At 73.6% G+C, this 21,966-nt stretch carries 18 protein-coding genes and 2 pseudogenes; 8 read left to right on the top strand and 12 right to left on the bottom strand.

The window, feature by feature from the left end:
* Positions 1-15 precede the first annotated feature (15 nt).
* The 9 genes and pseudogenes from BLW85_RS03560 to BLW85_RS03525 all read right to left on the bottom strand — a co-directional run bounded on the left by BLW85_RS03560 (position 16) and on the right by BLW85_RS03525 (position 12,531).
* Positions 16-2,415, bottom strand: a complete 2,400-nt coding sequence (locus tag BLW85_RS03560; RefSeq protein ID WP_074990578.1) for a glycoside hydrolase family 65 protein — start codon at positions 2,413-2,415, stop codon at positions 16-18.
* On the bottom strand, positions 2,412-3,155 hold the full coding sequence (locus tag BLW85_RS03555; protein WP_074990575.1) for an HAD family hydrolase: 744 nt from the start codon (positions 3,153-3,155) through the stop codon (positions 2,412-2,414). The genes BLW85_RS03560 and BLW85_RS03555 overlap by 4 nt, the downstream gene beginning before the upstream one ends.
* Before the next feature lie 98 nt (positions 3,156-3,253).
* Positions 3,254-3,347 (bottom strand): annotated as a pseudogene (locus tag BLW85_RS39185).
* A gap of 138 nt (positions 3,348-3,485) precedes the next feature.
* Positions 3,486-5,105 (bottom strand): alpha/beta hydrolase, encoded by a 1,620-nt coding sequence (locus tag BLW85_RS03550; RefSeq protein WP_074990572.1) that lies wholly within the window; start codon positions 5,103-5,105, stop codon positions 3,486-3,488.
* Positions 5,102-6,311: pseudogene (locus BLW85_RS03545) on the bottom strand (serine hydrolase domain-containing protein). The gene BLW85_RS03550 and the pseudogene BLW85_RS03545 overlap by 4 nt, the downstream one beginning before the upstream one ends.
* Positions 6,312-6,417: 106 nt before the next feature.
* On the bottom strand, positions 6,418-7,326 hold the full coding sequence (locus BLW85_RS03540; protein ID WP_074990570.1) for a GNAT family N-acetyltransferase: 909 nt from the start codon (positions 7,324-7,326) through the stop codon (positions 6,418-6,420).
* Positions 7,327-7,480: 154 nt separating this feature from the next.
* Positions 7,481-10,237 carry a phosphoesterase gene (locus BLW85_RS03535; RefSeq protein ID WP_070025019.1) on the bottom strand — a complete coding sequence of 919 codons (2,757 nt, stop codon included), beginning with the start codon at positions 10,235-10,237 and terminating at the stop codon, positions 7,481-7,483.
* A 3-nt stretch (positions 10,238-10,240) separates the two neighbouring features.
* Positions 10,241-11,596: an ABC transporter permease gene (locus tag BLW85_RS03530; RefSeq protein ID WP_074990568.1), complete on the bottom strand. Its 1,356-nt coding sequence runs from the start codon at positions 11,594-11,596 to the stop codon at positions 10,241-10,243.
* Entirely contained in the window at positions 11,593-12,531 is a 939-nt protein-coding gene (locus tag BLW85_RS03525) for an ABC transporter ATP-binding protein (RefSeq protein ID WP_074990566.1), read from the bottom strand. The genes BLW85_RS03530 and BLW85_RS03525 overlap by 4 nt, the downstream gene beginning before the upstream one ends.
* Positions 12,532-13,045: 514 nt before the next feature.
* On the opposite strand from BLW85_RS03525, the gene BLW85_RS03520 reads away from it, so the two are divergent.
* The 4 genes from BLW85_RS03520 to BLW85_RS03505 all read left to right on the top strand — a co-directional run bounded on the left by BLW85_RS03520 (position 13,046) and on the right by BLW85_RS03505 (position 17,849).
* The gene (locus BLW85_RS03520; RefSeq protein ID WP_070025025.1) at positions 13,046-13,441 is read left to right on the top strand and encodes a hypothetical protein; all 396 of its coding nucleotides are present in this window, start codon (positions 13,046-13,048) and stop codon (positions 13,439-13,441) included.
* The gene (locus BLW85_RS03515) at positions 13,438-16,038 is read left to right on the top strand and encodes an MFS transporter (RefSeq protein ID WP_074990564.1); all 2,601 of its coding nucleotides are present in this window, start codon (positions 13,438-13,440) and stop codon (positions 16,036-16,038) included. Before BLW85_RS03520 ends, BLW85_RS03515 begins: the two co-directional genes overlap by 4 nt.
* A 143-nt stretch (positions 16,039-16,181) precedes the next feature.
* Positions 16,182-16,841 carry a HEAT repeat domain-containing protein gene (locus BLW85_RS03510; protein WP_074990562.1) on the top strand — a complete coding sequence of 220 codons (660 nt, stop codon included), beginning with the start codon at positions 16,182-16,184 and terminating at the stop codon, positions 16,839-16,841.
* Positions 16,842-16,844: 3 nt separating this feature from the next.
* Positions 16,845-17,849, top strand: a complete 1,005-nt coding sequence (locus BLW85_RS03505; protein WP_074990558.1) for a HEAT repeat domain-containing protein — start codon at positions 16,845-16,847, stop codon at positions 17,847-17,849.
* A 22-nt stretch (positions 17,850-17,871) separates the two neighbouring features.
* On the opposite strand, the gene BLW85_RS03500 is transcribed toward BLW85_RS03505, so the two are convergent.
* The gene (locus tag BLW85_RS03500) at positions 17,872-18,171 is read right to left on the bottom strand and encodes a hypothetical protein (RefSeq protein ID WP_107409062.1); all 300 of its coding nucleotides are present in this window, start codon (positions 18,169-18,171) and stop codon (positions 17,872-17,874) included.
* Between the two features lie 56 nt (positions 18,172-18,227).
* Here BLW85_RS03500 and BLW85_RS03495 point away from each other — a divergent pair, with 56 nt between their 5' ends.
* Together BLW85_RS03495 and BLW85_RS03490 are read left to right on the top strand one after the other, a co-directional pair.
* Positions 18,228-18,764 (top strand): hypothetical protein, encoded by a 537-nt coding sequence (locus BLW85_RS03495; RefSeq protein ID WP_070025033.1) that lies wholly within the window; start codon positions 18,228-18,230, stop codon positions 18,762-18,764.
* A gap of 102 nt (positions 18,765-18,866) precedes the next feature.
* Entirely contained in the window at positions 18,867-19,547 is a 681-nt protein-coding gene (locus BLW85_RS03490) for a carbon-nitrogen hydrolase family protein (protein WP_239697589.1), read from the top strand.
* A 52-nt stretch (positions 19,548-19,599) separates the two neighbouring features.
* On the opposite strand, the gene BLW85_RS03485 is transcribed toward BLW85_RS03490, so the two are convergent.
* On the bottom strand, positions 19,600-20,127 hold the full coding sequence (locus BLW85_RS03485; protein ID WP_070025037.1) for a GNAT family N-acetyltransferase: 528 nt from the start codon (positions 20,125-20,127) through the stop codon (positions 19,600-19,602).
* A 138-nt stretch (positions 20,128-20,265) separates the two neighbouring features.
* On the opposite strand from BLW85_RS03485, the gene BLW85_RS03480 reads away from it, so the two are divergent.
* Together BLW85_RS03480 and BLW85_RS03475 are read left to right on the top strand one after the other, a co-directional pair.
* Positions 20,266-21,234, top strand: a complete 969-nt coding sequence (locus BLW85_RS03480; protein ID WP_074990555.1) for an SDR family NAD(P)-dependent oxidoreductase — start codon at positions 20,266-20,268, stop codon at positions 21,232-21,234.
* Between the two features lie 151 nt (positions 21,235-21,385).
* The gene (locus BLW85_RS03475; protein ID WP_143060408.1) at positions 21,386-21,658 is read left to right on the top strand and encodes a hypothetical protein; all 273 of its coding nucleotides are present in this window, start codon (positions 21,386-21,388) and stop codon (positions 21,656-21,658) included.
* Positions 21,659-21,697: 39 nt separating this feature from the next.
* Here BLW85_RS03475 and BLW85_RS03470 read toward each other — a convergent pair whose 3' ends face one another.
* Complete coding sequence (locus BLW85_RS03470) at positions 21,698-21,913, bottom strand: hypothetical protein (RefSeq protein WP_070025044.1); 216 nt, start codon at positions 21,911-21,913, stop codon at positions 21,698-21,700.
* Positions 21,914-21,966: the final 53 nt, after the last annotated feature.

Below are 21,966 nucleotides of genomic sequence, written 5' to 3'. Positions count from 1 at the left end.
CGTCCGGGTGAACGGCTACTGCTCCGGAGCCTCCGCCCGCGGCTCCTCCGGCTCATTTGGCCCCTCCGGGCGCCGGTTCCGGGGCTGCTGCGGCTCCGGACGGGCGGGCAGCGGCGGGATCTGGCGCTCCAGCGGCGCCTCGGCGGTCACGGTCACCGGCTCCCCGTAGTGGAGCACCGTGAGCGGCTCGCCGCCGGCGAGCCGGTAGCCGACCCGTGCCGGGCCGATGTCCACCTTCAGCCGGCGTCCGCGCAGTTGCACCGTGAACACCACCCGGGACAGCGCCTCGGGCAGGCGGGGCGCGAAACCGAGGACGTCCGGCCGCCCGTCCTCGCCGAGGTGCCAGCGCAGCCCCCCGAAGCCGCCGACGAGGGCGATCCACGTCCCGGCGAGGGAGGCGATGTGCAGCCCGTCGCGGGTGTTGTGCTCCAGGTCGTCCAGGTCCATCAGCGCTGCCTCGTTCAGATAGGCGTAGGCCAGCCTGAGATGCCCGGTCTCGGCGGCGAGCACCGCCTGGCAGCACGCCGACAGGGACGAGTCGCGCACCGTCAGCGCCTCGTAGTAGGCGAAGTTGCGGGCCTTCTGCTCCTCGGTGAACGCGTACGGGCACTCCAGCATCGCCAGCACCACGTCGGCCTGTTTCACCACCTGCTTGCGGTACAGGTCGAAATACGGGTAGTTGAGCAGCAGCGGGTAGTTCTCCGGCGGGGTCGCGTCGAAGTCCCAGCGCTGGAAGTGCGTGAACCCGGCCGACTGCTCGTGCACGCCCAGGTCCTCGTTGAAGGGGAGCGCCATGCGGCTCGCGGCGTCCCGCCAGCCCGCGGCCTCCTCGTCGTCCACGCCGAGTTCGCCGGCCCGGTCCGGATGGCGGGTGGCCGCGTCCGCGGCGGCCAGCAGGTTCTGCCGGGCCATCAGATTGGTGTAGAGGTTGTCCCGGGCGATGGCGCTGTACTCGTCCGGACCGGTGACCCCGTCGATGTGGAAGACGCCCTCCGGGTCGTGGTGGCCGAGGGAGCGCCACAGCCGGGCGGTGTCCACCAACAGGTCGAGTGCCGCGCCGCGTTCGAAGTCCACGTCCCCGGTCGCCGCGACATAGCGGACCGCGGCCAGCGCGATGTCCGCGTTGATGTGGAAGGCGGCGGTGCCGGCCGGCCAGTAGGCGGAGCACTCGGCGCCCTCGATGGTCCGCCAGGGGAACATCGCGCCCGCGAAGCCGAACTGGCGCGCGCGTTCCCGAGCCGTCGGCAGGGTGCTGTGCCGCCAGCGCAGCGCGGACGCCACGGCCTCGGGCGCGGTGAACGTCAGGACCGGCATCACATACGACTCGGTGTCCCAGAAGGAGTGTCCGTCGTACCCGGTCCCGGTCAGGCCCTTCGCGGGGATCGCCCGGTTCTCACCGCGGGCCGCCGCCTGGAGCACGTGGAAGAGGGCGAACCGCACCGCCTGCTGGATCTGCGCGTCCCCCTCCACCGTGACGTCCGCGCCCGCCCAGAACCGGTCCAGATACTCCCGTTGGGCGGCGACGAGACCGTCCCAGCCGGTGCTGACGGCGACCGCCACCGCGCCGTCCACCTGATCGTGCATGCTCGGCAGCGAACGCTCCCCGGACCACCCGTAGGCCACGAACTTGACCAGCCGCAGCGGCTGTCCGGGGGCCAGGTCCGCGGTCACCGTCAGCCGGCTGACGTCGGGCTCGCACTGCGCCGACCAGCGGGTGGACTCGGGGCCCTCCACGATGTGGTCGGCCGCGGCGCCCACCCGCAGGGCGCTGCGCTCGGTGCGGTGGACGAGGCGCAGCCGGGTGTCCTCGGCGTAGTGCTCCTCCGCCGTCAGCGGGGACTCGGTGGCGGCGGCGACCCGTGGATCGCCCTCGATGTGCGGGAGTTGCTCGTTGGCGACCAGCTCGGACTGGATGGCCACCGAGGCCGGTCCGTCCTCGGGCTCCACCTCGTAGACCACCGCCGCCACCGCGCGCTGGGTGAAGGACACCAGCCGCCGCGAGGTGATGCGCACCGTGCGGCCGCCGGGCGAGGTCCAGCGGGCGGTGCGGCTGAGGACGCCGGTGCGGAAGTCCAGCACCCGCTCGTGGGACAGCAGCCGGCCGTAGCGCAGATCGCACGGGTGGTCGTCCACCAGCAGCCGGATGACCTTGCCGTCCGTGACGTTGATCATCGTCTGGCCGGACTCGGGATAGCCGTAGCCGGCCTCCGCGTACGGCAGCGGGTGCTTCTCGTGGACGCCGTTGAGATAGGCGCCGGGCAGTCCGTGGGGCTCGCCCTCGTCCAGGTTGCCGCGCCAGCCGACGTGCCCGTTGGACAGCGCGAACACCGACTCGCTCTGGGCCAGCACGTCCAGGTTCAGCCCGGTCTCGCGCAGGGACCAGGGTTCGACCGCGTAATTGGGATGGGTGATCACCGCGACTCCAGGAGTTCCGCCAGGTCACGCACCACCACATCCGCGCCGTGCGCCCGCAGCTCGTCCGCCTGGCCCACCCGGTCGACCCCCACCACCAGCCCGAACCCGCCTGCCCGCCCCGCCTCGACCCCGGCCAGCGCGTCCTCGAACACGGCCGCGGCGGCGGGCTCCACCGCCAGCGCGCGGGCCGCCTCCAGATAGGTGTCGGGCGCTGGCTTGCCCCGCAGCTCCCGCTCGTGCGCCACCACCCCGTCGATCCGCTCGTCGAAGAGATCCCCGATGCCGGCCGCGGCCAGCACGTCCCGGGCGTTGGCGCTGGACGAGACCACCGCGCACCGCAGACCGGCCTCGCGCACCGCGTGCAGGAAGCGGACGGAACCCTCGTACGGCCGCACGCCGTCCTCCCGGATCCGGCGCAGCACCAGTTCGTTCTTGCGGGTGCCCAGTCCGTGCACGGTCTCGGCGTCCGGCGGGTCCTCCGGCGTCCCCTCGGGCAGGCGCACCCCGCGTGCGGCGAGGAACGTGCGCACCCCGTCCTCCCGGGGGCGCCCGTCCACGTAGGCGTCGTAGTCGCGCGTCGCGTCGAAGGGCACGAACGGTGTCCCCTCGCGTGCCGCGCGCTCGCGGAGATACGCGTCGAACATCTCCTTCCAGGCCGCCGCGTGCACCGTGGCGGTCTGGGTGAGCACCCCGTCGAGGTCGAACAGACAGGCGCGTACATGGGAGGGAAGCCGGGGCATGCTGCGAGGCTAAGAGCAGCCTCGGGAGCCGTGCCGCCCGGCGCGCCGGAAGGCACCCACTCGGTCGAGGTCCCGGCGGCGGGGGCGGACCGCTGCGGCGGAGAGGGCAGGATTTGAACCTGCGTGGGCCCCGTGGGGCCCGACCGTGAGGCGTGCTCGTGGTCCCCGATAAGCCACTCCGGGCACCTCTCCTCGTTCCCGGTCCGGGGCCGGTGCCCCGTGCCGTTCACAGGAAAGAGGATGGCAGCGGCCGCTGACGGCGCCCTGACGCGGGACTGGCGGGGCCCCGCCCCGCGGCAGGCGCGGGGCAGGGCCCTTCGGGGAGCGGTGTCAGGGCCGGGGGCAGGTCAGGTCGGTGCCCGGGAGCCGCCCGCTCGCCAGGTAGGCGTTGACCGCGTCGTCCACGCACGAGCTGCCGAAGACGCCGAACACCGCGTGCTGGTCCGCGTCCCGCAGGGTCACCAGGCGGGAGCCGGGCCAGTTGCGGTGGACCGCCTCGGCGCCGGGGTAGACGGTGCGCGGGTCGCCGGTGGCGTTCACCAGCAGGGCCGGCAGATCGGCGCGTATGGTCGTCGGCCGCTCGCGCGGGGCGTCCCAGAACGCGCACGGGTTGATGTTGTCGGTGACGGGCACCATCAGCCGGTCCCGCGTTCCGGCCCGGCGCAGATCACGCCAGTACGTCCGCGGATCGCGGGGCGCGGTTCCGTCGGCGCACAGGATCGCCGTTTGCGCGCTGCCGTAGGCGGAGTCCTGTCCCGTCAGCACGAACCGCAGCGTGTCGGCCAGCCAGGGGGTGGGGGAGACGGCACGGCCCTCGGCGGCGTCGCGCAGGTCCCGCACGGCCCGGGCGAGGTCGCCGAAGGACTCGGGGTTGTCCTGGGAGAGCCCGTTGAAGACGATGACGGGCAGGACGTGGTCGTCCACCCGGTGTCCGCCCAGCCGCAGCGGCTCGCGGGCGGCGGCCGACCGGGCCTGCTCCACCGCCGCGAGCACCGCGTCCCGGGTGCGCCCCAGGCCGTAGGCCGCGTCGTGCGCGGCGGCCCAGTCCGCCCAGTCGCGCAGGGCGTGCCACTGCGCGTCGTCCGTGCCCCGCAGGAGCCTCGGGCCGTAGCGGGCGGGGTCGATCACCCCGTCCAGGACCACCCGGTCGGTGCGGCCGGGGAACATCGTGGCGTACACCTCGCCGAGATAACTGCCGTACGAATAGCCCAGGTAGGAGATTCTGCGCTCGCCCAGCGCGGCCCGGATCACATCCATGTCGCGGGCGGTGTTCCGGGTGCTCGCGTACGGCACCAGGTCGCCCGCGTGGTCGCGGCAGCGCCGGGCGAGGTCCGCGGCGAGGGCCACGGAACGGTCGAAGCCGGCGCGGCCGGTGCCCGCGCCGCGGATCATGGTGCCGGTGGGCCACTGGCAGTCCAGCACCGTGCTGCGGCCCACGAAGCGGGGGTCGACGCCGACGACGTCGTACCGTCCGCCGACCTCCTTCATCGCCTTGCGCACCCACGGGGGGTCACCGATCGTCTGCCCGCCGGGGCCGCCGCTGTTGAGGAGCAGCGCGCCGATGCGGTGCGCGGTGTCGGTGGCCCGGATCCGGGAGACGGCGACCTTGATCGTGCGGCCGCCGGGGCGGGTGTAGTCCAACGGCACGGTGACGTCGGCGCATCGGGCGCCCGCCGCGTCCAGTTCCCTGCCGGTGGCGTCGTCGGGGCCGAGCACGCAGCTCTTCCAGTCGAGGTGCTGGTGGTGGAAGCGGGCGAGGGGACCGGGTCCCGCGGTCGCGGGGGCCCGGGAGGCACCGGAAGCCGCGGAGGCGGTGGTGGCGGGTGCGGCGCCCAGGGTGAGCGCGCCCGCCAGGCTCAGCGCGGCCACCGGACCGGTCCGCGCCACCAGGCGGCGGATACCGCCGGCGCGTGCGCGGCGCTCGCCGCCGTCGGCGACTGGGCTCGTCATGCGGGGGTCCTTTCGGTGGTGGGGGAGTGATCGCACAGGGCCTTGTCGACCACGTCGAGGAAGTCCTGTTCGGCCCGGAGCGTGTCCGGGACCTGGTTGAGGGCCAGGGCCACGGTGCGCCCGCCGGGCCCGACGGCGACCAGTGCCCGGTGGCCGCCCGGCACGGTTCCCGCGTGGCCCCACCAGGAGCCGCCGCAGGACAACGGTGTGGAGATCAGGCCGAGGCCGTAGCGGGCGCCTGGCCAGAGCCGGTCCGGGTCGGCGGGCAACGAGCGGCGCATTTCGGCCAGTTGCGCCGGGGGCAGCAGCCGCCCGTCCAGCAGCGCGGTCGCGAACCGGGTCAGATCCGCCTGGGTGGACACCAGGGCGCCGCCGGCACCGCCGAAGGTCATGTTCCAGTCGGTGCCGTCGACCCGGTGGCCGTCAGCCCCGGTGAAGTAGCTTTCCGAGTGCGGCCCTTGGACACGGGGGTCGTCGCCGGGCCAGTAGGTGTCGCGCAGCCCGAGCGGTGCGATGACCCGGCGGATCGTCTCCGCCTCGGTCGAGTGACCGGTGACCTCCCGGACGATCAGCCCGGCGACCAGGTAGTTGGTGGTCGCGTAGTGCCAGGTCTGCTTCGGAGGCGGCAACCGGAGCGCGCGGGCGATGAGTTCGCGCGGCTCGAAGTGGCGGTACCGCAGCGCCTGCGGGTTCTCCCATTCGGGCGCGTCGAGGTAGTCGGGCAGACCGCTGGTGTGCTGGAGCAGCCCGCGCACGGTGATCCGCCGGCCGTCGTATCCGTGCCCCCGGATCAGACCCGGCAGATAGCGCTCGACCGGTGCGTCCAGGGACAGCCGGTGCTCGGCGGCCAGCTGGAGGACGACGGTGGCGGTGAAGGTCTTGGTGACGCTGCCGACGCGCAGCCGGTCCGTGGTGTTCATCGGGCGGCCGGTGCCGAGGTCGGCCACCCCCGTCCGTCACGGACCAGCGCGCGCAACCCGGCCGCCCCGCGGGCTCGGTGACGAGGACCGAGGCCCCGGCGATCCGGTCCTCTGTGACCAGCTGCCGCACCGACCGGTGCACGGCCTGGTGCGTGCCGCAGGAGCCGGACGTGTCCGGCCGTGGCTGCGCGGCCGCCACCGGCGCGGCGGCCAGCACGCCGGCCACGACCCCGGCCGTGAGGGCGGCGCGTCCGAGAAGTACCGCACTGAGTAACGGAATTGCCATGCACAGCACGGTAGGCAGCGGTCGCGCCGCGATCACTCCGGCAGACAGCCGGACCGGTGCGGGGGCCCGCACCAGCGCGCGTGCGGGGGACAACCCCCGGAACCGGCTACCCGGCGACCAGCGCCCTGCCGTACACCGTGGAACTGCGCCGCACCGTCATGCCGAGGTGTTCGTACAGCGGCAGTGCCCCGGTGTCCGAGTGGGTCCACAGGGTGCAGGCACGCCGTCCCCGGTGGTGGAAGGTACGGAAGGCCTCGTGCAGCAGCAGCCGGGCGATGCCCCGGCCGCGGTGGTCGCGCCGTACCGCGAGCCGCTCGACGTAGCCTTCGTCGCCGTCCGGGGCGTCCAGCGACAGCAGCGCGCCGACCAGCTCGCCGTCCGCGAAGGCGAGCGGTGACGCCGCGGGCGTGAACGTGGGCCGGCCGACCGTGTGCCGGGTCCACTCCGGGTAGGTCTTGCGCCGCTGCTGCCACTCGTCGAACGCGTCCTCGGTGAGCCGGTACGCCGCCTCCTCGTCGCCCGCGCGAAAGGCGCGCACCGTGATGCCCGCCGGCGGCTCGGACACCGGCGGCGCGGCGGGCAGCGCGATCTCCAGCAGCCACTCGGTGACCAGCCGGGCGTATCCGCCGCGGCGCAGCAGCGCGGTCGCCGCGTGGTCCTCGTCGGAGACCGTCTGGGCGAGCCGGTCGCCGCCCAGCTGTCGCGCCCGCGCCTCGGTCCAGGCCAGGAGGGAGCCGCCGAGCCCCCGGCCGCGGTGGCCGGGGTGCACATGGACGGTGGCCCGCCGGCCGCGCACCCGGCCCCACGCGGCGAGGTCCCCGGCACGGTCGTGGACGAGGACCGCGACGTCGGACGGCTCCCGCCCGGACGTGCCGAGGTCGGCGGCGACGTGGTCGGCGCCGGTCGTGACCCGGCCGTGCAGTGCGCGCTCGTACGCGCTGACCAGACGGTGCACCGCCGCGGAGTCGGCGGCGGTGGCGGAGCGGCCCCGGTAGCCGGACGGCCATCGCGGCATGCAAGGAGCGGAGGGGGAGGAGGGAACGGAAGGGGCGGGAGAAGCGGAGGGATCGGGCATGGAGGAAACCTGCACCGGGAAGCGGTCCGGGAAACGGTACGGGCCCCCGGCCGGCTGCCACGCCGGCCGGAGGCCCGGAATCCGTCAGGTCGCGTCAGCCGTCGTTCTCCGACGACGGGATGAACGCGCCCGGGACGTCGTTCGGCGCGTAGAGCTTCTTCTCGCCCGGGTAGGGCTTGGCCCAGTTGTGCGTCTGGTACCACGTGTAGTGGTTCATCTGGGCCGGGTTGGCGTAGTCGGGCACCGCGTTCGGGCCGGTCAGCCGCTGCTCGGACTTCCAGGTGCTCCACTGCGCCGCGAGCGTCCGCGCGGACGCGGGCACCTTCGTCGCGGGCACCGCGGCCGCCTTCGGGTCCTGCGGCGCCGGGGTGTCCGCACCGCACGACGGCGCGGTCTTCAACCCGTCGGTCAGCGAGGTCCGGTTGGGCAGCGCCGTGAACGGCGTGTAGTCCGGGTGCTTGGTGAACGCGGCGGACATCGGGGTGGCCGCGCTGTCCTTCTGGTTCATCGGGTGGATCCCGAGGATCTGCTCGATGGTGCGGATCATCGTGATCTGCGAGTAGTAGTGGCTGTCGACCGTGTGGTGCTGCGCCCAGGGGCTGATGATCTGGACCGGCGCACGGTGGCCGTCGACGTGGTCGAGACCCGCCTGGGAGTCGTCCTCGACGACGAAGATCGCCGAGTCCTTCCAGTACTTGCTGTGCGAGATCTCGTCCACGATCCTGCCGGTGGCCAGGTCGTTGTCGGCGACCTGCGCGGCCGGGCTCGCCGGACCGCCGGTGTGGTCGCTGGAGAGCCAGAACATGTTCAGGTTCGCCGGACCGTTCTTCTCGAAGTCCTGCTTCCAGATCTGGTACCGGTACTGGTCCGGGACGCTGGTGTCGAACTTCGGGAAGCCGTGCACCGACACGTCGTTGAGCGACGGGATCGGCGAGGACGAGTTCAGCGGGTAGGCGGTGCCCTGCCCGGTGGCGTCCATGTTCTTGGCGTCGCAGTACAGGTTCTGCCAGCTCGCGTCCGACGGCTTGGTCAGGAACTGCTGGAACTCGCCGAAGTCGCGCACCGACTTGCCGGCCGCCTGCGCCCCGGACCACAGGAATCCGGTCCGCTGGTGGCCGAGGGCGTCGTCCTCGGTGTCGTAACTGCGCGCGTACTCACCGGCGGAGGACTCGGTGTACTCCGGGTCGTCCGCCTGCATCAGCCAGTTGTGGCCCTCGGCGGAGTTGGTGCCGATGTCGTAGGTGTTGTCGTACAGCCCGAACTGCTCGGCCAGCGCGTGCTGGTTGGGCGTGACGTTGGCGCCGAACTCGGCCAGCGACGCGTCGCCGTTGCCCTGCGGCACATCGCCGAGCACCTGGTCGTAGGTGCGGTTCTCCTTGACGATCAGGAAGACGTGCTTGATCGTCGACGGGTCGCCCAGGCGCGTCGGGACCGGCACCGGCTTGGCGTGGCTCTTGCCCTCGGCCACCTTGACCGAGCCGTTGGTCCAGCCGTTCTGCCGGAAGACCTTGGCCGTCTGGGCGCGGATCACGCTGTCGTCGGGCAGCGTGAAGCGCTGCACGCTCGACGTGGTGTCGTGGGTGGCGTGCCCGGCGCTGGTGGTGGGACGGCGGGCGTCGATGCCGCGGGTGTTGGAGATCACCACCTGCTTGCCGACGGTCGTGATCTCCGCCGGGAAGTAGTCCGTCGGCAGCAGACCGACGTAACTCACCGGCTCCTGCGGGCTGGTGTACCGGTAGACGGCGACCGCGTTGGCCCGGCCCAGCGTGACGAGGAGGTGCCCGTCGTCGGTGAGCGTCGCCGCGTCGGGCTCGTAGCCGACCGACGCCTCCGGCCACGGCTGCGTGGAGATCGTCTGGACGACCTTGTCGTTGGCGGTGTTGATCACCGACACGTTGTTGGTCGCCGTGTTGGTGACGAACACCGCGCCCTTCTTGGCGTACAGGGCGGTGGGGTGCAGGCCGACGTCGATGCCGGTGACGGGCGCGGAGGGGTGCGCCAGGTCGATGACGCTGACCGTGCCGGTGGTGGTGGCGCCGGTCTTCGGGTCGGCTGGCACCTGGGTGCCGTACGAGTTGATGGTGGTGTCGCCGGCCTTGGCCGGGCGCCCGCCCTCGTTGCTGACGTAGAGCTTGTCGCCGACCTGCACGAGGCCGCGCGGGGCGTTGCCCACGGCCCAGCTCTGCTTGACGGCTCCGGTCGCCGCGTCGATCGCGACCACCCGGTTCTGGCCGTTGACCGCCGAGTACACGGTGGAGCCGTCCGCCGAGAACACCGCCGCGGCCACCAGCGCGTGCTTGCTGCCGTCCGCCGGGATCGTGATGTACGTGGGGTCGGAGACGGTGCCGTCCGCGTTCACGGTGAAGCGGGTGTAGCCGTCGGTCTGGCCCAGCCACAGCTGCTTGCCGTCGGGGGAGTAGGTGGGACCCTCCTGGCCCACGGCGTTGCCCTTGATCCGGGGACTGGACGACGCGGCGTTGCCGACGACCTGCTGCACCTTCCAGTTCTTCAGGTCCACGACGGCCAGCGCGCTGCCGCCGTCGGTGACGGAGGCCGCGAGGTGGGTGCCGTCCGGGCTGACCGTGGACGACATGATCTTGCCGTTGTCGACCACCAGCCGGTCGCCGTACGGCGCGATGTACTGGTCACTGGAGATGACCTGGCCGTTGCGGGTGTTCTGGCCGACCTGCTGGGTGCCGAACTGGTGGGTCTGGGCGAAAGCGGCACCGGCCGCGACGAGCGCGAGCGCGGAGGTGCCCGCCGTCACCAGCGGTATGCGGCGGCCGAAGCGTCCGGCCAGAAAGCCGGAACGCTCCTTCTGGACACGCCTGCGGCGGCGTGTTACCTGCATGGGTTATCCCTTCGAGGTGGGAAGCAGCTCGACGTCGCCGTCGAACTGCCACAGCGGGTTCGGTGCGTCCCCGGTCGGGGTGTGCACCAGGAAGTAGCCGTTCACTTCCTTCGGGCCGTCGCCGTCGGCGACGAACCGCCCGTCCGATGCGACGTCGAGCTGGTAGATGGCCGTACCAGTGGCCTCGACGCCGGGAAGGTGCCAGGAGACGACGCAACGCCAGTCGTTGCCCGGCCCTTGGGCCGCGACCTTGTCGCTGCCCTTGTCGCACGCCGCCGTGGCCCTCAACTGCGCCTCGGTGACGTGGGGTCGGTGAAGCTGATCGGTCTGCATGCGGTACAGGTGGCCGAACGCGGTGGCCAGCGAGCGCTGCACCTTGTCCTGCTCGATCCCGGAGCCCGAGGCCCCGGTCGCCGGGGCGAGCACGGCGGCCGACACCGCGAGCAGGCCCGCCAGCGGCAGCAGCCCCCCGGTGACCGCGCGGCGCCCCGAGCCGTCGAAGCCCGGATGGGTGAAGTCCCGCCGCAGGAACAGCGCGTAGGCCAGCGCGGTCGCGGTGACCGCCCACACGAGGCTCACCGCCACGCCGATGAGCAGCGGGCCCGTCTGACCCGGGCTGGTGAACAGCCCGTTCCAGGCGATGAAGGCGTAGCCGGGCAGCGCGAGGCGCACGACGACGGGGAGCGGCAGCATCTGGGCGAGCTGCATCGCCAGCGCCACGACCGCGGGCAGCAGCAGCCCCATCGGGGACCGCCCGAGCGTCACGGAACCGAGCAGCCCGACCCCGGCCAGCGCCAGCGTCGGCGCGAGCACGGCGGTCCAGGCGAGCAGCACCTTGACGGCGGCGTCCGACGGCGCGAGCAGATGGCCGTCGAGGCCCACCAGCGGATGGTTGCCGACCGCGAGCAGACCGCCGACCGCGCTGGAGGCGGCCAGTCCGGCCACGAGCAGCAGGATGACGGTGAGGCTCGCCAGCGTCTTCGCCACGAAGATCCGCCGGGCCGACCGTACGACCACGAGCAGATGGCGCCAGGTGCCGAGCCGGTCCTCGGCGGCGAACACGTCACCGGCCACCACCGAGGTCAGCAGCGGCAGCGCCCAGGTGCCCGCGAAGCCGAGCACGACCAGCGGTCCGGCCCATCCGGTGGCGTGCATCCAGCGCCCGAACAGGGTGTCGGAGGGCAGCGTGCTCTGCAGGCTCACCCCGGCGACGAACAGCGCCGGCACGACCCAGCAGGCGAGGACCAGCAGTCTGATCCGCCACTGGGACACCAGCTTGACCAGTTCGAAGCGGTAGCCGCGCGGCACGGAGACCGGCCGGGCGGGCGCGGAGCGGGCCACGGTGAGGTCCGCGGTCATCGGCCGGCCTCCTGGGAGTCGGTGAGGGCGAGGAAGGCGGACTCCAACGGCGAGACGAGCGGCGCCAGTTCACGTACCGCGACGCCCGACCGCACGACGTCCGCCACGAGTTCGTCGAGCGCGGGCACCGCCGCGCGTACGACGACCACCGCGTCGCCGTACCGCGCCGCGCCGCCCTCCACCAGCCGCACGCCGTCCGTCCCGGCGGCCAGCCGCCGCGCCGCCGCGGGGTCGGAGGTGACCAGCCGGTAGTCCAGTTCCCGGTTCTCGGCGGCCAGCTTGGCCGGCGGGCCGGAGAACACGATCCGTCCGGTGGCGAGGATGGTGACCTCGGAACACAGCGCCTCGACGTCGTCCATCCGGTGGCTGGAGAGGACCACGGCGGTGCCGTCCGCCGCGAGCCGGTCGAGGACGCCGTGCACGTCCCGCTTGCCCGCCGGGTCCAGTCCGTTGGCGGGCTCGTCGAGGACGAGCAGGCGGGGCCGGGTGAGCAGGGCGGCGGCGAGTCCCAGCCGCTGGCGCATCCCGAGGGAGAACCCGCGCACCCGGTCGTCGGCGACCTCGCGGAGGCCGACCTCGGCGAGCGCCTCCTCGATCCCCGCCGTCCGGCCGCCGCCGCGCAGGGCGGCCAGCGCGGCCAGGTTCTGCCGGGCGGTGAGCGAGGGGTACAGGCCCGGCCCGTCCACGAAACCGGCCACGCCGTCCACGGCGGCGAGTGTCCGGCCGACCGGCACGCCGAGGATCTCCAGCTCGCCGGAGTCGGCGACGGCCAGCCCCAGCAGCAGGCCGAGCAGCGTCGTCTTGCCGGCTCCGTTCGGGCCGACCAGACCGTGGATCCGGCCCGGTGCCACGTCCAGATCGACGCCGTCGAGCGCGACCACCTCGCCGAAGTACTTCGCGATCCCGCGCGCCCGCACCGCGAGACTTGCGTCCATGAACCCCTCCTTCAGACCGCAAGGACCGTAGGCGGGCGCCGAAGAACCCTGGCAGGGAAGTGAGTTGAACGTTCCGGGAACGAGGGGCGACGGATGTTCGACCGGGCGCGGGGGAGCGGCCCGGGCACGCCTCCCCGCATCCGGTGTCTCGTGCGTCCTCGTGGACCGGCCGGGGCGCCGCGGCCGTGGCCGTCCGCGCGGCACACCCCCGGCCGGCCCGGTGCTGCGGCGGGGCACGTGCCGCGCGGTCCTGGCACACAGACGGGCCGGGTACCCTGCACCCTCGCCGCACCAGGACGTCGCGCGGGCGAAGCCTGACCGGACATCGGCGTACACCGGCCTCCGGCAGGCCCTACACTCACTTGGTAGCCGCAAGCAACGGAATGCGGGTGACGACCGGCACCGCGAGCCGCGGGGGCCAGGAGCGCGCCGTACCCACGGACGGTGCGACGACCACGGCCTGGACGGCGACCGCCGGGAGGGCACACACATCGAGACGGGGAGCGCCGAAGCGTTGAGTACCGGGGCACTGGGCACGCGGACGGCGGCCGCCGAGGCCGCGGCGTCCGGCCCGGGCGCGGAGACGGTGCGCCGCACGCGGCTCTCCACCGCCCGGACCCGGCGCTCCGGCCGCGAGCACGGCGCGGCCGACCGCATCCTGCTCGCCCGGCCGCCGGCCTGCGGCCGGCGCCGCCGGGGCTCACCGCCCGGCGCGACCGAGGCAGGTCACGCCGGATACCGCAGCGCCGTACGCCGGCGGGAGACGGAGCCGCGGCCGGCCGAGGACCGCCGCCGGCTCACCCGTCCGCCGAAGCGCCTCGACGACGACCTGGTGGACAGCACGTACACGAGCCTCGGAGCCGGGCCGCACCCGGCGGGCGAGGCGAGGCAAGGAGATCCGCACGCATGACCATGTCCGCGTCCCCGGCCCGCGGGGGAACCCCAGCGATATCCGCGTCGCCACCGCCGGCCGGCCGGCTGACGCACCGCCAGATCATGACGATCCTGAGCGGCCTGATGCTGGGCATGTTCCTCGCCGCCCTCGACCAGACCATCGTCAGCACCTCGATCCGGACCATAGCCGACGATCTGCACGGACTCAGCGCGCAGGCGTGGGTCACCACCGCGTACCTGATCACGTCGACCATCAGCACGCCGCTGTACGGCAAGCTGTCCGACCTCTACGGCCGCAAGCCCTTCTTCCTCGCGGCCATCACCATCTTCGTCGTCGGCTCGGCGGCCTGTTCGTTCGCCACCTCGATGAACGCGCTGTCGGCCTTCCGGGCCTTCCAGGGCATCGGCGCCGGCGGTCTGATGTCGCTGGCACTGGCGATCATCGGTGACATCGTGCCGCCCCGCGAGCGCGCCCGCTACCAGGGCTACATGCTCGCCATGTTCGGCTCCTCCAGCGTCCTCGGCCCGCTCATCGGCGGCTTCCTGGCCGGGCGCAGCAGCATCCTGGCCATCTCCGGCTGGCGCTGGGTCTTCCTCGTCAACGTGCCCGTCGGCATCATCGCCCTGTTCGTCGTCGCCAAGGTGCTCAACCTCCCGCACACCCGGCGCGAGCACCGCATCGACTGGTGGGGCGCGGTGACCATCACCGTCGGCGTGGTGCCGCTGCTGCTCGTGGCCGAGCAGGGCCAGAGCTGGGGCTGGACCTCCACCAAGGCGTACGTCTGCTACGCGGTCGGGGTCGTCGGCCTGCTGGCCTGGGTCCTCGTGGAGCGGGCCATGGGCGACGAGGCGCTGATCCCGATGCGCCTGTTCCGCAGCTCCGTGTTCAGCAAGATGAGCCTGCTGTCCGTGCTCATCGGCATGGGCATGTTCGGCGGGATGATGATGGTCCCGCTGTACCTCCAGATCGTGAAGGGCGTCAGCCCCACCAAGTCCGGTCTGCTGATGCTGCCGCTGATGGTCGGCATGATCGCCGGCACCATCGTGGTCGGCCGCATCATCTCCAAGACCGGCAAGTACAAGATCTTCCCGATCGTCGGCACCATGCTGCTCGTCGCGGCCATGCTGCTCTTCCACTACCGGGTCCAGTGGGACAGCCCGCTGCCGGAGACCATGGCCTACATGGCGCTGTTCGGCGTCGGCCTCAGCGGCTGCATGCAGATCCTGACCCTGGCCGTGCAGAACTCCGTCGAGCCCAAGGACATGGGCGTGGCGACCGCGTCGGCCACCTTCTTCCGGCAGATGGGCGGCACCGCCGGTACGGCGGTCTTCCTGTCCGTGCTGTTCAGCACCGTCGGCGACAAGATCGCCTCGGCGTTCGCCGCCGCGGCCCGGACGCCCGCGTTCCAGGCCGCGCTGCACGACCCGGCCGTCCGCGCCGACCCCGCGAACGCGCCCGTGCTGAAGATGGTCGAGCACCCCGGCGCGAGCGGCGGCAGCGGCTCGGGCGTGCTGGACGACTCCTCCTTCATCCAGCGGCTCGACCCGCGTCTGGCCCAGCCCTTCAAGGAGGGCTTCACCGACTCGATGCACCTCGTGTTCCTGTGCGCCGCGGCCATCATGGTCCTCGGCCTCCTGGTCGCGGTGTGGACCAAGGAGGTGCCGCTGCGCAAGGTGTCGGGTCTGGAGGCCCGCGCCGCCGAGGCGAACGGCACGGCGGCGGACGGCGGTCAGGGGGACGGCGCCCAGGCGCCGGAGCCCGCCGCCGCGCCCGCCCCGGTGGCGGACGCCCCCGCGGCCGTCGAGGCCCCGCCCGCACGGGACGGCGCCGCCGGCACCGCCCGGCAGGCCGTGCGCGGCCGGGTGCTGGACGGCTCGGGCGCCCCGGTCCCGCAGGCGGCGGTCACCCTGATCGACGTCCGGGGCCGGCAGCTGGACCGTGCCGTCAGCGCCCAGGACGGCAGCTACGAGGTGACGGTGACCGGCTCCGGCACGTACGTGCTGATCGGCGCCGCGGGCGCCCGTCAGCCGCAGGCCGTCACCGTGCTGGTCGGCGAGGAGCCGGTCGTCCACGACCTCGTGCTCAGCGGCAGTACCGCGGCCCTCGCCGGGTCCGTCCGGGACGCGGCCGAGGGGCACCCGCTGCCGGGCGCCCTGCTGGTCGCGACCGACCTGCGCGGTGAGGTCGTCACCTCCGGCACCACCGGCGCCGACGGCGGCTTCTCGCTCGCGGACCTGGTCCCCGGCAGCTACACCCTCGCCGTGAACGCGCCGGGCTACCGTCCGACGGCCGTGCCGGTCGAGGTCGCACCGGGAGCCACCGAGCCCTGCGAGATCGGCCTCGAACCCGGCGCCCGGCTGCACGGCGTCGTCAGCTCCGTCACCGGCAACCCGCTCGGCGACGCCAAGGTGACCCTGCTGGACTCGGCGGGCAATGTGATCGGCACCGCGACCACCGGCGCCGACGGCGTGTACGGCTTCGGCGACCTGGACCGCGGCGAGTACACCGTCATCGCCGGCGGCTACGCCCCGGTCGCCACGTCCGTGCGCCTGGACGCCGGCGGCACGACGGACCTCGACGTCGAGCTGTCCCACGAGGACACGGCCGGCTAGCCCGCGCCTGCCGCGGCCGTCGGGGCCCGCGATCCAACCGGATCGCGGGCCCCGCCTCCTCGCCTTCTCCGGCCTCCGGTCCCGGCGCCGCTTGACCTTGACACCGTGACAAGGACTTCACTGCGGCCGAGGAGGTGGTCCCCATGACCCTGCCGCACGAGGCCGAACTTCTGCGAAGCCTGGAGCACGACGACTCCTCGGTCCGGCTGCGAGCGGCGCTGGCGGCCGGTACGACCCCGCACCCGGGGTTCGTCGGCAAGCTCGTCGAGCGCTGCGGGCGCGAACCCGAGTTCCATGTACGCGAGATGCTGACGTGGGCCCTCACCCGGCACGCGGCCGCGACGACGGTCCCGGCCCTGCTCGGCGAACTCCGCTCCCAACACGCGCAGGCGCGCAGTCAGGCGCTGCACACGCTGTCCAAGATCGGCGACCGGCGGGCCTGGCCGGCGATCACCCCGGCGCTGCTGTCCGACGCGGACGACGAGGTGGCCCGCAGCGCCTGGCGGGCGGCGGTCGTCCTCGTACCCGAAGGCGCGGAGCACCAGTTGGCCGTAGTGTTGGCGGCACAGCTCGGGCGCGGCGAGCAGGAGACCCAGCTCAGCCTCAGCCGCGCGCTGATCGCGCTCGGCGAGGTGATGCCGCCGGTGCTGGACGCCGCGACGACGGATCCCGACCCGCGGGTGCGCGCCCACGCACTGGCCACGCAGCGGCTGTGGCGCGACCCGGAGGCCGGATTCGGGTTCGCGATCGAGGAGGCGAAGCGCGTCGTGGCCCTCGGCGGGGCCGGCCGGGAGGGGCGGTAGGCAGTGCTGATCGGCGATGTGGCGCGACGGTCCGGGGTCAGTGCCCGTATGCTCCGGCACTACGAATCGCTCGGCCTGGTGCGGCCGACGGGCCGGACCGGCTCCGGCTACCGGGAGTACTCCGGCGAGAACATCCGGCGCGTCTTCCACATCGAGAGCCTGCGGTCCCTGGGGCTGTCGCTGAGCGACGTCGGGCGCGCGCTCGACGACCCGGGCTTCGCACCCGCCGAACTCGTCGAGGACCTCGTCCGCCGGACGCGCGAGCGCATCGCGGCGGAGACGGAACTGCTCACGCGACTGCGCCGGATCGGTGCCGCGGAACCCGCCGACTGGGAGGACGTCCTCCAGACCGTCGCGCTCCTCAAGGCCCTGAGGTCGGACAGCGCGGGGGCCCGGCAGCGGGCGGCGCTGTCCGCGGCGGAGGAGGTGCCCGTGCCGGTCGAGGCACTGGTCGAGGCCGCGCTGGGCGAGTCGGACCCGCACGTCGCCGGGGCCCTGCGCTGGGCCCTGGCGCACACGGGCGGGGACGCGCCCGCACTGCTGGCCGAGGGCCTCGCCGCGCCCGAGGCCGAGGTGCGCGAACGCGCCGTCCGGGCCCTCGCCGAGATCCCGGACGACACGGCGACCGCACTGCTGCGGGACGCCCTCACGGACCCCGACGGCACGGTGCGCGGCCATGCCGCCCTGGCCCTCGGTGCGCGCGGGGTGGCCGAGGCGGTCCCGACACTGCTCGACATGGTCGTCGAGGGCCGAAACGACACGGACGCGTCCGACGCGCTGGGCACGCTGGCGAGCGAGCCCGCGCGGGCCGAGCGGATCGCCACCGGTCTGGTCGACCGCCTCTCCCGGGACACCCCCGGCCCGGCCGCCCGCCGCCGGCTGGCACAGGCGCTCGCGGACATCCCGGGAACCACGGCCTCGCACGCTCTCGCGGCCCTGTCCACCGACGAGGACCGGGCCGTGGCCCTCACGGCGAGGTACGTCCTCACCCTGCGCGGCGCGGGGTAGCGGACGTGCCGCACCCACCGCCTCAGTGCTCGTCCTCGGGGGGGCAGGCTGGGCACGTCGGCGCGGCAGAGGAGGTCTTCAGGACCTCCTCGTGCTCCGCGCCTGCGGGCGGCAGGTCGGGGGCGCAGGACAGGGGGGCCTGGGAGAGCCGGAGGTGGGTGAGGTAGCCGTAGGGGCCCTCGTCGGCCGACGGGCCGAGGATCAGGGCGTGGGTCGGGGTACGCCAGATCCGGTGGGTCAGCGCGAGGCCGAAGCCCACGGTGTGGGCGACGGCGTCGGCGGTCAACGGGCAATGGGCGAGGGCGTGGACGGCTGTCGGCATGCCGGCCACTCCAGAGACACATCCCCTCCGCGCGAGCGCGGCGATACGGTGTGGCCATGTCGGCGTTCATACAGCAACTCCCCGCCCTGATCGGCGTGGTGATCGGTGCCCTCGGGTCGTACTGGGCGAGTGCGCGCGGCGACCGCGCCCGCTTCCGCCGTGAGCAGGCGGCCCGTTGGGACGAGCGGCGGCTGACGGCCTACTCGGAGTACGCCAGGGCGCTGAAGAAGAGCGTCACCCTGGCCTACCGGATCGCGGCGCACCTCGGCAACGACCCGCACCCCCACCCCCTGTCACCCGAGGAAGCGGCACCCGCCGTGGCCGCCGCCACCGATGCCCGGGACCCGGCCGGGGAGGCACTGCTGATGCTCGGCGCCCGGGACGTGGTGGAGAAGGGCCGCCAATGGGTCGTCGTGGTGATGGAGATGGAAGCGTTCCTGCGCGAGGGGACGCATGACCCGGACGCCTGGTCCGGCATGCTCGCACGCCAACGCGCCGCCCGCGAGGGCTACTACGCGGCCGTCCGCCGCGACCTGGCCCTGCCGCCCGGCCACGCCGCCGACTGGGCTCTGGTCCCGTCGCGGAACCCCTGAGGGCCCTGCGCCGGCAGCCGCGGGCGGTGGCCGGCGGCCCGCCGTGCGGCCGCTCGGTAGGATGAGCGCGGGTTCGACGAGGGGGTACGGGTGGAGCGGTCGTTGAGCATCGCGGTGGCGCAGCCGAGGTGCACGGACTACGACGTGACGGTCAACGCCGTCGCGCACGCGGAGGCCGTGCGGGCGGCCCACGCGCGGGTGGTGGTCTTCCCCGAGATGTCGCTGACCGGTTATTGGTTGGACGCGGCGCCGGTCTCCCCGGACGACGAACGGCTGGCCCCGATCGTCGCCGCGTGCGCCGAGACCGGAACGCTCGCGCTCGTCGGCGCGCCGGTCCCGGGTCCGCGCATCGGCGTCCTGGCGGTGGACGCGGACGGTGCGCGCGTGGCCTACGGGAAGGTCCATCTGCACGGCAGCGAGGCCGCGCACTTCGTGCCGGGGGAGCACACCGTGATCGAAGTGGACGGATGGCGGCTGGGACTGGCCGTCTGCCGTGACACGGGTATCCCCGAACACGCCGCGAGAACGGCCGCGTTGGGGATCGACGGCTATGTCGCCGGGGTCGTCCACGCCGATCACGAGGCCGAGGTCCACGGTGAGCGCGCCCGCCGGGTCGCCGCCGACCACGGTGTGTGGGTCGCCACGGCGGCCTTCGCCGGTCCGACCGGTGGCGGCTTCGACCGCACGTCCGGCCGTTCGGGCATCTGGTCCGCCGACGGGCGACGGGTCGCGGAGGCGGGCGTCGCGCCCGACGGGATCGCGCGGGCGGTCTTCACCAAGTGACTCCGCGTCGGCGCACGGCGCCGAGGCGGGGGCCCGCTGGTGGAACGGTGGTTCACAGGGCCTTGCGCATGAGGACGCACATGGTCTCGTAGCGGTGGATCGACCCGTCGGGTCCTTCCTCGTCCCAGGCGTCGGGCTCGCGCCCGTACGCGGCATACCCCAGGCGCTCGTACAGGGCGCGAGCCCGTGGGTTGTCCTCCTCCACGGCGAGTTCCGCCCTGCGCAGGCCGCGGTCCCTGATCCGCTGCTCGGCGGCGCGGATCAGCAGCGTGCCCAGACCGCAGGACTGGAGCGCCGGGAGCACGGCGAGCTGCCACAGGGTGCCGGCCCCCGCGGAAGCCCGGTAGTCGATGCCGCCGATCGCCACCGGCAGGTCCGCGGGGGTGCACACCGCCAGGTAGTCCGCCTCGCCGGCCGCGGCACGGGCCAACTGCCGCTCGATCTGCCGCACATGGGTCGCCGAGCCCGACCAGCCGCAGGCCGGCAGGTCGCGCGGGCGCAGGTCGCGGACGCTGACGGGTATGACGACGGCGACGCCGGAGCCGGCGGATTCGGGTACGGGGGTCACGGTCCCGAGCATGCCGACCGGCGCGACGGCACGGCAAGCCGTTTGTTCCGCCGCCCCGGGGCTCGGTGCATCGTGGCTCCCGCCGCCGCTCGCGCACGGGCCCGTGCGCCGCTTGACTTCGAGGGCACTCCAATCCGTAGCGTTCCGGGCATGACTACCGCACAGCACAAGATCGGGTCCGGTTTCGGTGCCCGCAGCACGGCGGACGACGTTCTGCGGGGCATCGATCTGACCGGCAGGCTCGCCCTCGTCACCGGCGGTTATTCGGGCATCGGCCTGGAGACCACGCGCTCGCTCGTCAGGGCCGGTGCCCGGGTGGTCGTACCGGCGCGCCGGCCGGACACCGCCGAGCAGGCGCTGGGCGGGCCGCCCGGCGTCGAGGTGGACGAGATGGACCTCGGGGACCTGGAGAGCGTGCGCGCTTTCGCCGAGCGTTTCCTCGGCTCCGGACGGACGCTGGACATGGTCATCGGCAGTGCCGGGATCATGGCGTGCCCGGAGACCCGGGTGGGACCCGGCTGGGAGGCGCAGTTCGCCACCAACCACCTCGGGCACTTCGCCCTCGTCAACCGGCTGTGGCCGGCGATCACGGCGGGCGGCGCCCGGGTCGTCTCGGTGTCCTCCCGCGGCCACCACGCCGGCGGCATCCGCTGGGACGACGTCAACTGGCGCCAGGGGTACGACAAGTGGGAGGCGTACGGCCAGGCCAAGACCGCCAACGTGCTGTTCGCCGTCCATCTCGACAAGCTCGGCCGGGACGCGGGCGTGCGCGCCTTCGCGCTGCACCCCGGCGGCATCCTCACCCCGCTCCAGCGGTACCTCGGCAAGGAGGAGCAGATCGAGCGCGGCTGGATCGACGAGAACGGCACCGTGCTCCACCCCGAGGCCTTCAAGACCCCGCAGCAGGGCGCGGCCACCCAGGTGTGGGCGGCGACCTCCCCGCAACTGGACGGTCTCGGCGGTCTCTACCTGGAGGACTGCGACGTCGCCGAGCCCGCGCCGGCCGACGGCGAGCGCGAAGGGGTCAAGGACTGGGCGATCGACCCGGAGCAGGCGGCCCGGCTGTGGGCGCTGTCCGCCGAACTGACCGGTGTCGACGCGTTCGCGGACCGGGCATAGCGGCCGGCGGGCGCGGTCCGGCCGGGACCGGGCGCTAAGGTCGGTACGGGACGGACAAGTGTGCGAGTGGGGATCGGTGAGTTCCGTGAAGCGCGGAGTCGGCCTTCTGGGCCTCTTCCTCATACCACTGGTGTGGGGGGCGGTGGATCTCGTGGGTTCCCTGACGGCTTCGTCGCAGGTCCTGTGCCCCGGCGAGAACGTGGGCGCGGACGGGGAGGAGCGCCCGGGGCCGATGCGGCCCGGCGACACCCGGTGCTCGGTGCTGGACGGGTCCCACGCGGTGGCCACGCGGACCTACGAGGAGCAGCGGTGGGTGCAGTCCGACGCGCGGCACCAGGACGCCGGGAACGGCATCCTGCTCATGGCGTACGGCGCGACGGGGACGCTGCTGACGTGGCGGTACTCGCGGGTGGCGAGCGCGTGACCAGGGCGGCGGTCCGGGCCGGGGCGTGAGGAGGACGGCTCAGGACGGGCGCTTGGACGCGCCGGGGGAGGTGTCCGCCGGCTGCGCCTCGGCCGCCCGGCACGCCGGGCAGACAAGCCGGGCCCGGCGGCCGTAGCGGTGGGTGAGGCCGTGGCAGCGCGGGCAGTAGCCGACCTCGTCCGGCAGACAGCCCAGCAGGTGCGCGGCGGCGGTGCGGTCCGTGGCGGGATCGATGCGCCGCGGCATCTCCTCCATGAGCGCGAATGTACGTCCGGTGCCGTGGCTCGGCAGCTCGGGACGGGCCGCAC

This window comes from Streptomyces misionensis, assembly GCF_900104815.1.
Lineage (GTDB): Bacteria > Actinomycetota > Actinomycetes > Streptomycetales > Streptomycetaceae > Streptomyces > Streptomyces misionensis.
This window is presented reverse-complemented; position numbering and strand designations above follow the sequence as displayed.

Bases quoted from the DNA above. Each gene is read 5' to 3' on its own strand.
- BLW85_RS03510 (WP_074990562.1), top strand. From the start codon at position 16,182: ATGACCCTGCCGCACGAGGCCGAACTTCTGCGAAGCCTGGAGCACGAC.
- BLW85_RS03525 (WP_074990566.1), bottom strand. From the start codon at position 12,531: ATGGACGCAAGTCTCGCGGTGCGGGCGCGCGGGATCGCGAAGTACTTC.
- BLW85_RS03495 (WP_070025033.1), top strand. From the start codon at position 18,228: ATGTCGGCGTTCATACAGCAACTCCCCGCCCTGATCGGCGTGGTGATC.
- BLW85_RS03470 (WP_070025044.1), bottom strand. From the start codon at position 21,913: ATGGAGGAGATGCCGCGGCGCATCGATCCCGCCACGGACCGCACCGCC.
- BLW85_RS03550 (WP_074990572.1), bottom strand. From the start codon at position 5,105: ATGACGAGCCCAGTCGCCGACGGCGGCGAGCGCCGCGCACGCGCCGGC.
- BLW85_RS03540 (WP_074990570.1), bottom strand. From the start codon at position 7,326: ATGCCGCGATGGCCGTCCGGCTACCGGGGCCGCTCCGCCACCGCCGCC.
- BLW85_RS03530 (WP_074990568.1), bottom strand. From the start codon at position 11,596: ATGACCGCGGACCTCACCGTGGCCCGCTCCGCGCCCGCCCGGCCGGTC.
- BLW85_RS03485 (WP_070025037.1), bottom strand. From the start codon at position 20,127: ATGCTCGGGACCGTGACCCCCGTACCCGAATCCGCCGGCTCCGGCGTC.
- BLW85_RS03535 (WP_070025019.1), bottom strand. From the start codon at position 10,237: ATGCAGGTAACACGCCGCCGCAGGCGTGTCCAGAAGGAGCGTTCCGGC.
- BLW85_RS03515 (WP_074990564.1), top strand. From the start codon at position 13,438: ATGACCATGTCCGCGTCCCCGGCCCGCGGGGGAACCCCAGCGATATCC.
- BLW85_RS03480 (WP_074990555.1), top strand. From the start codon at position 20,266: ATGACTACCGCACAGCACAAGATCGGGTCCGGTTTCGGTGCCCGCAGC.
- BLW85_RS03555 (WP_074990575.1), bottom strand. From the start codon at position 3,155: ATGCCCCGGCTTCCCTCCCATGTACGCGCCTGTCTGTTCGACCTCGAC.
- BLW85_RS03500 (WP_107409062.1), bottom strand. From the start codon at position 18,171: ATGCCGACAGCCGTCCACGCCCTCGCCCATTGCCCGTTGACCGCCGAC.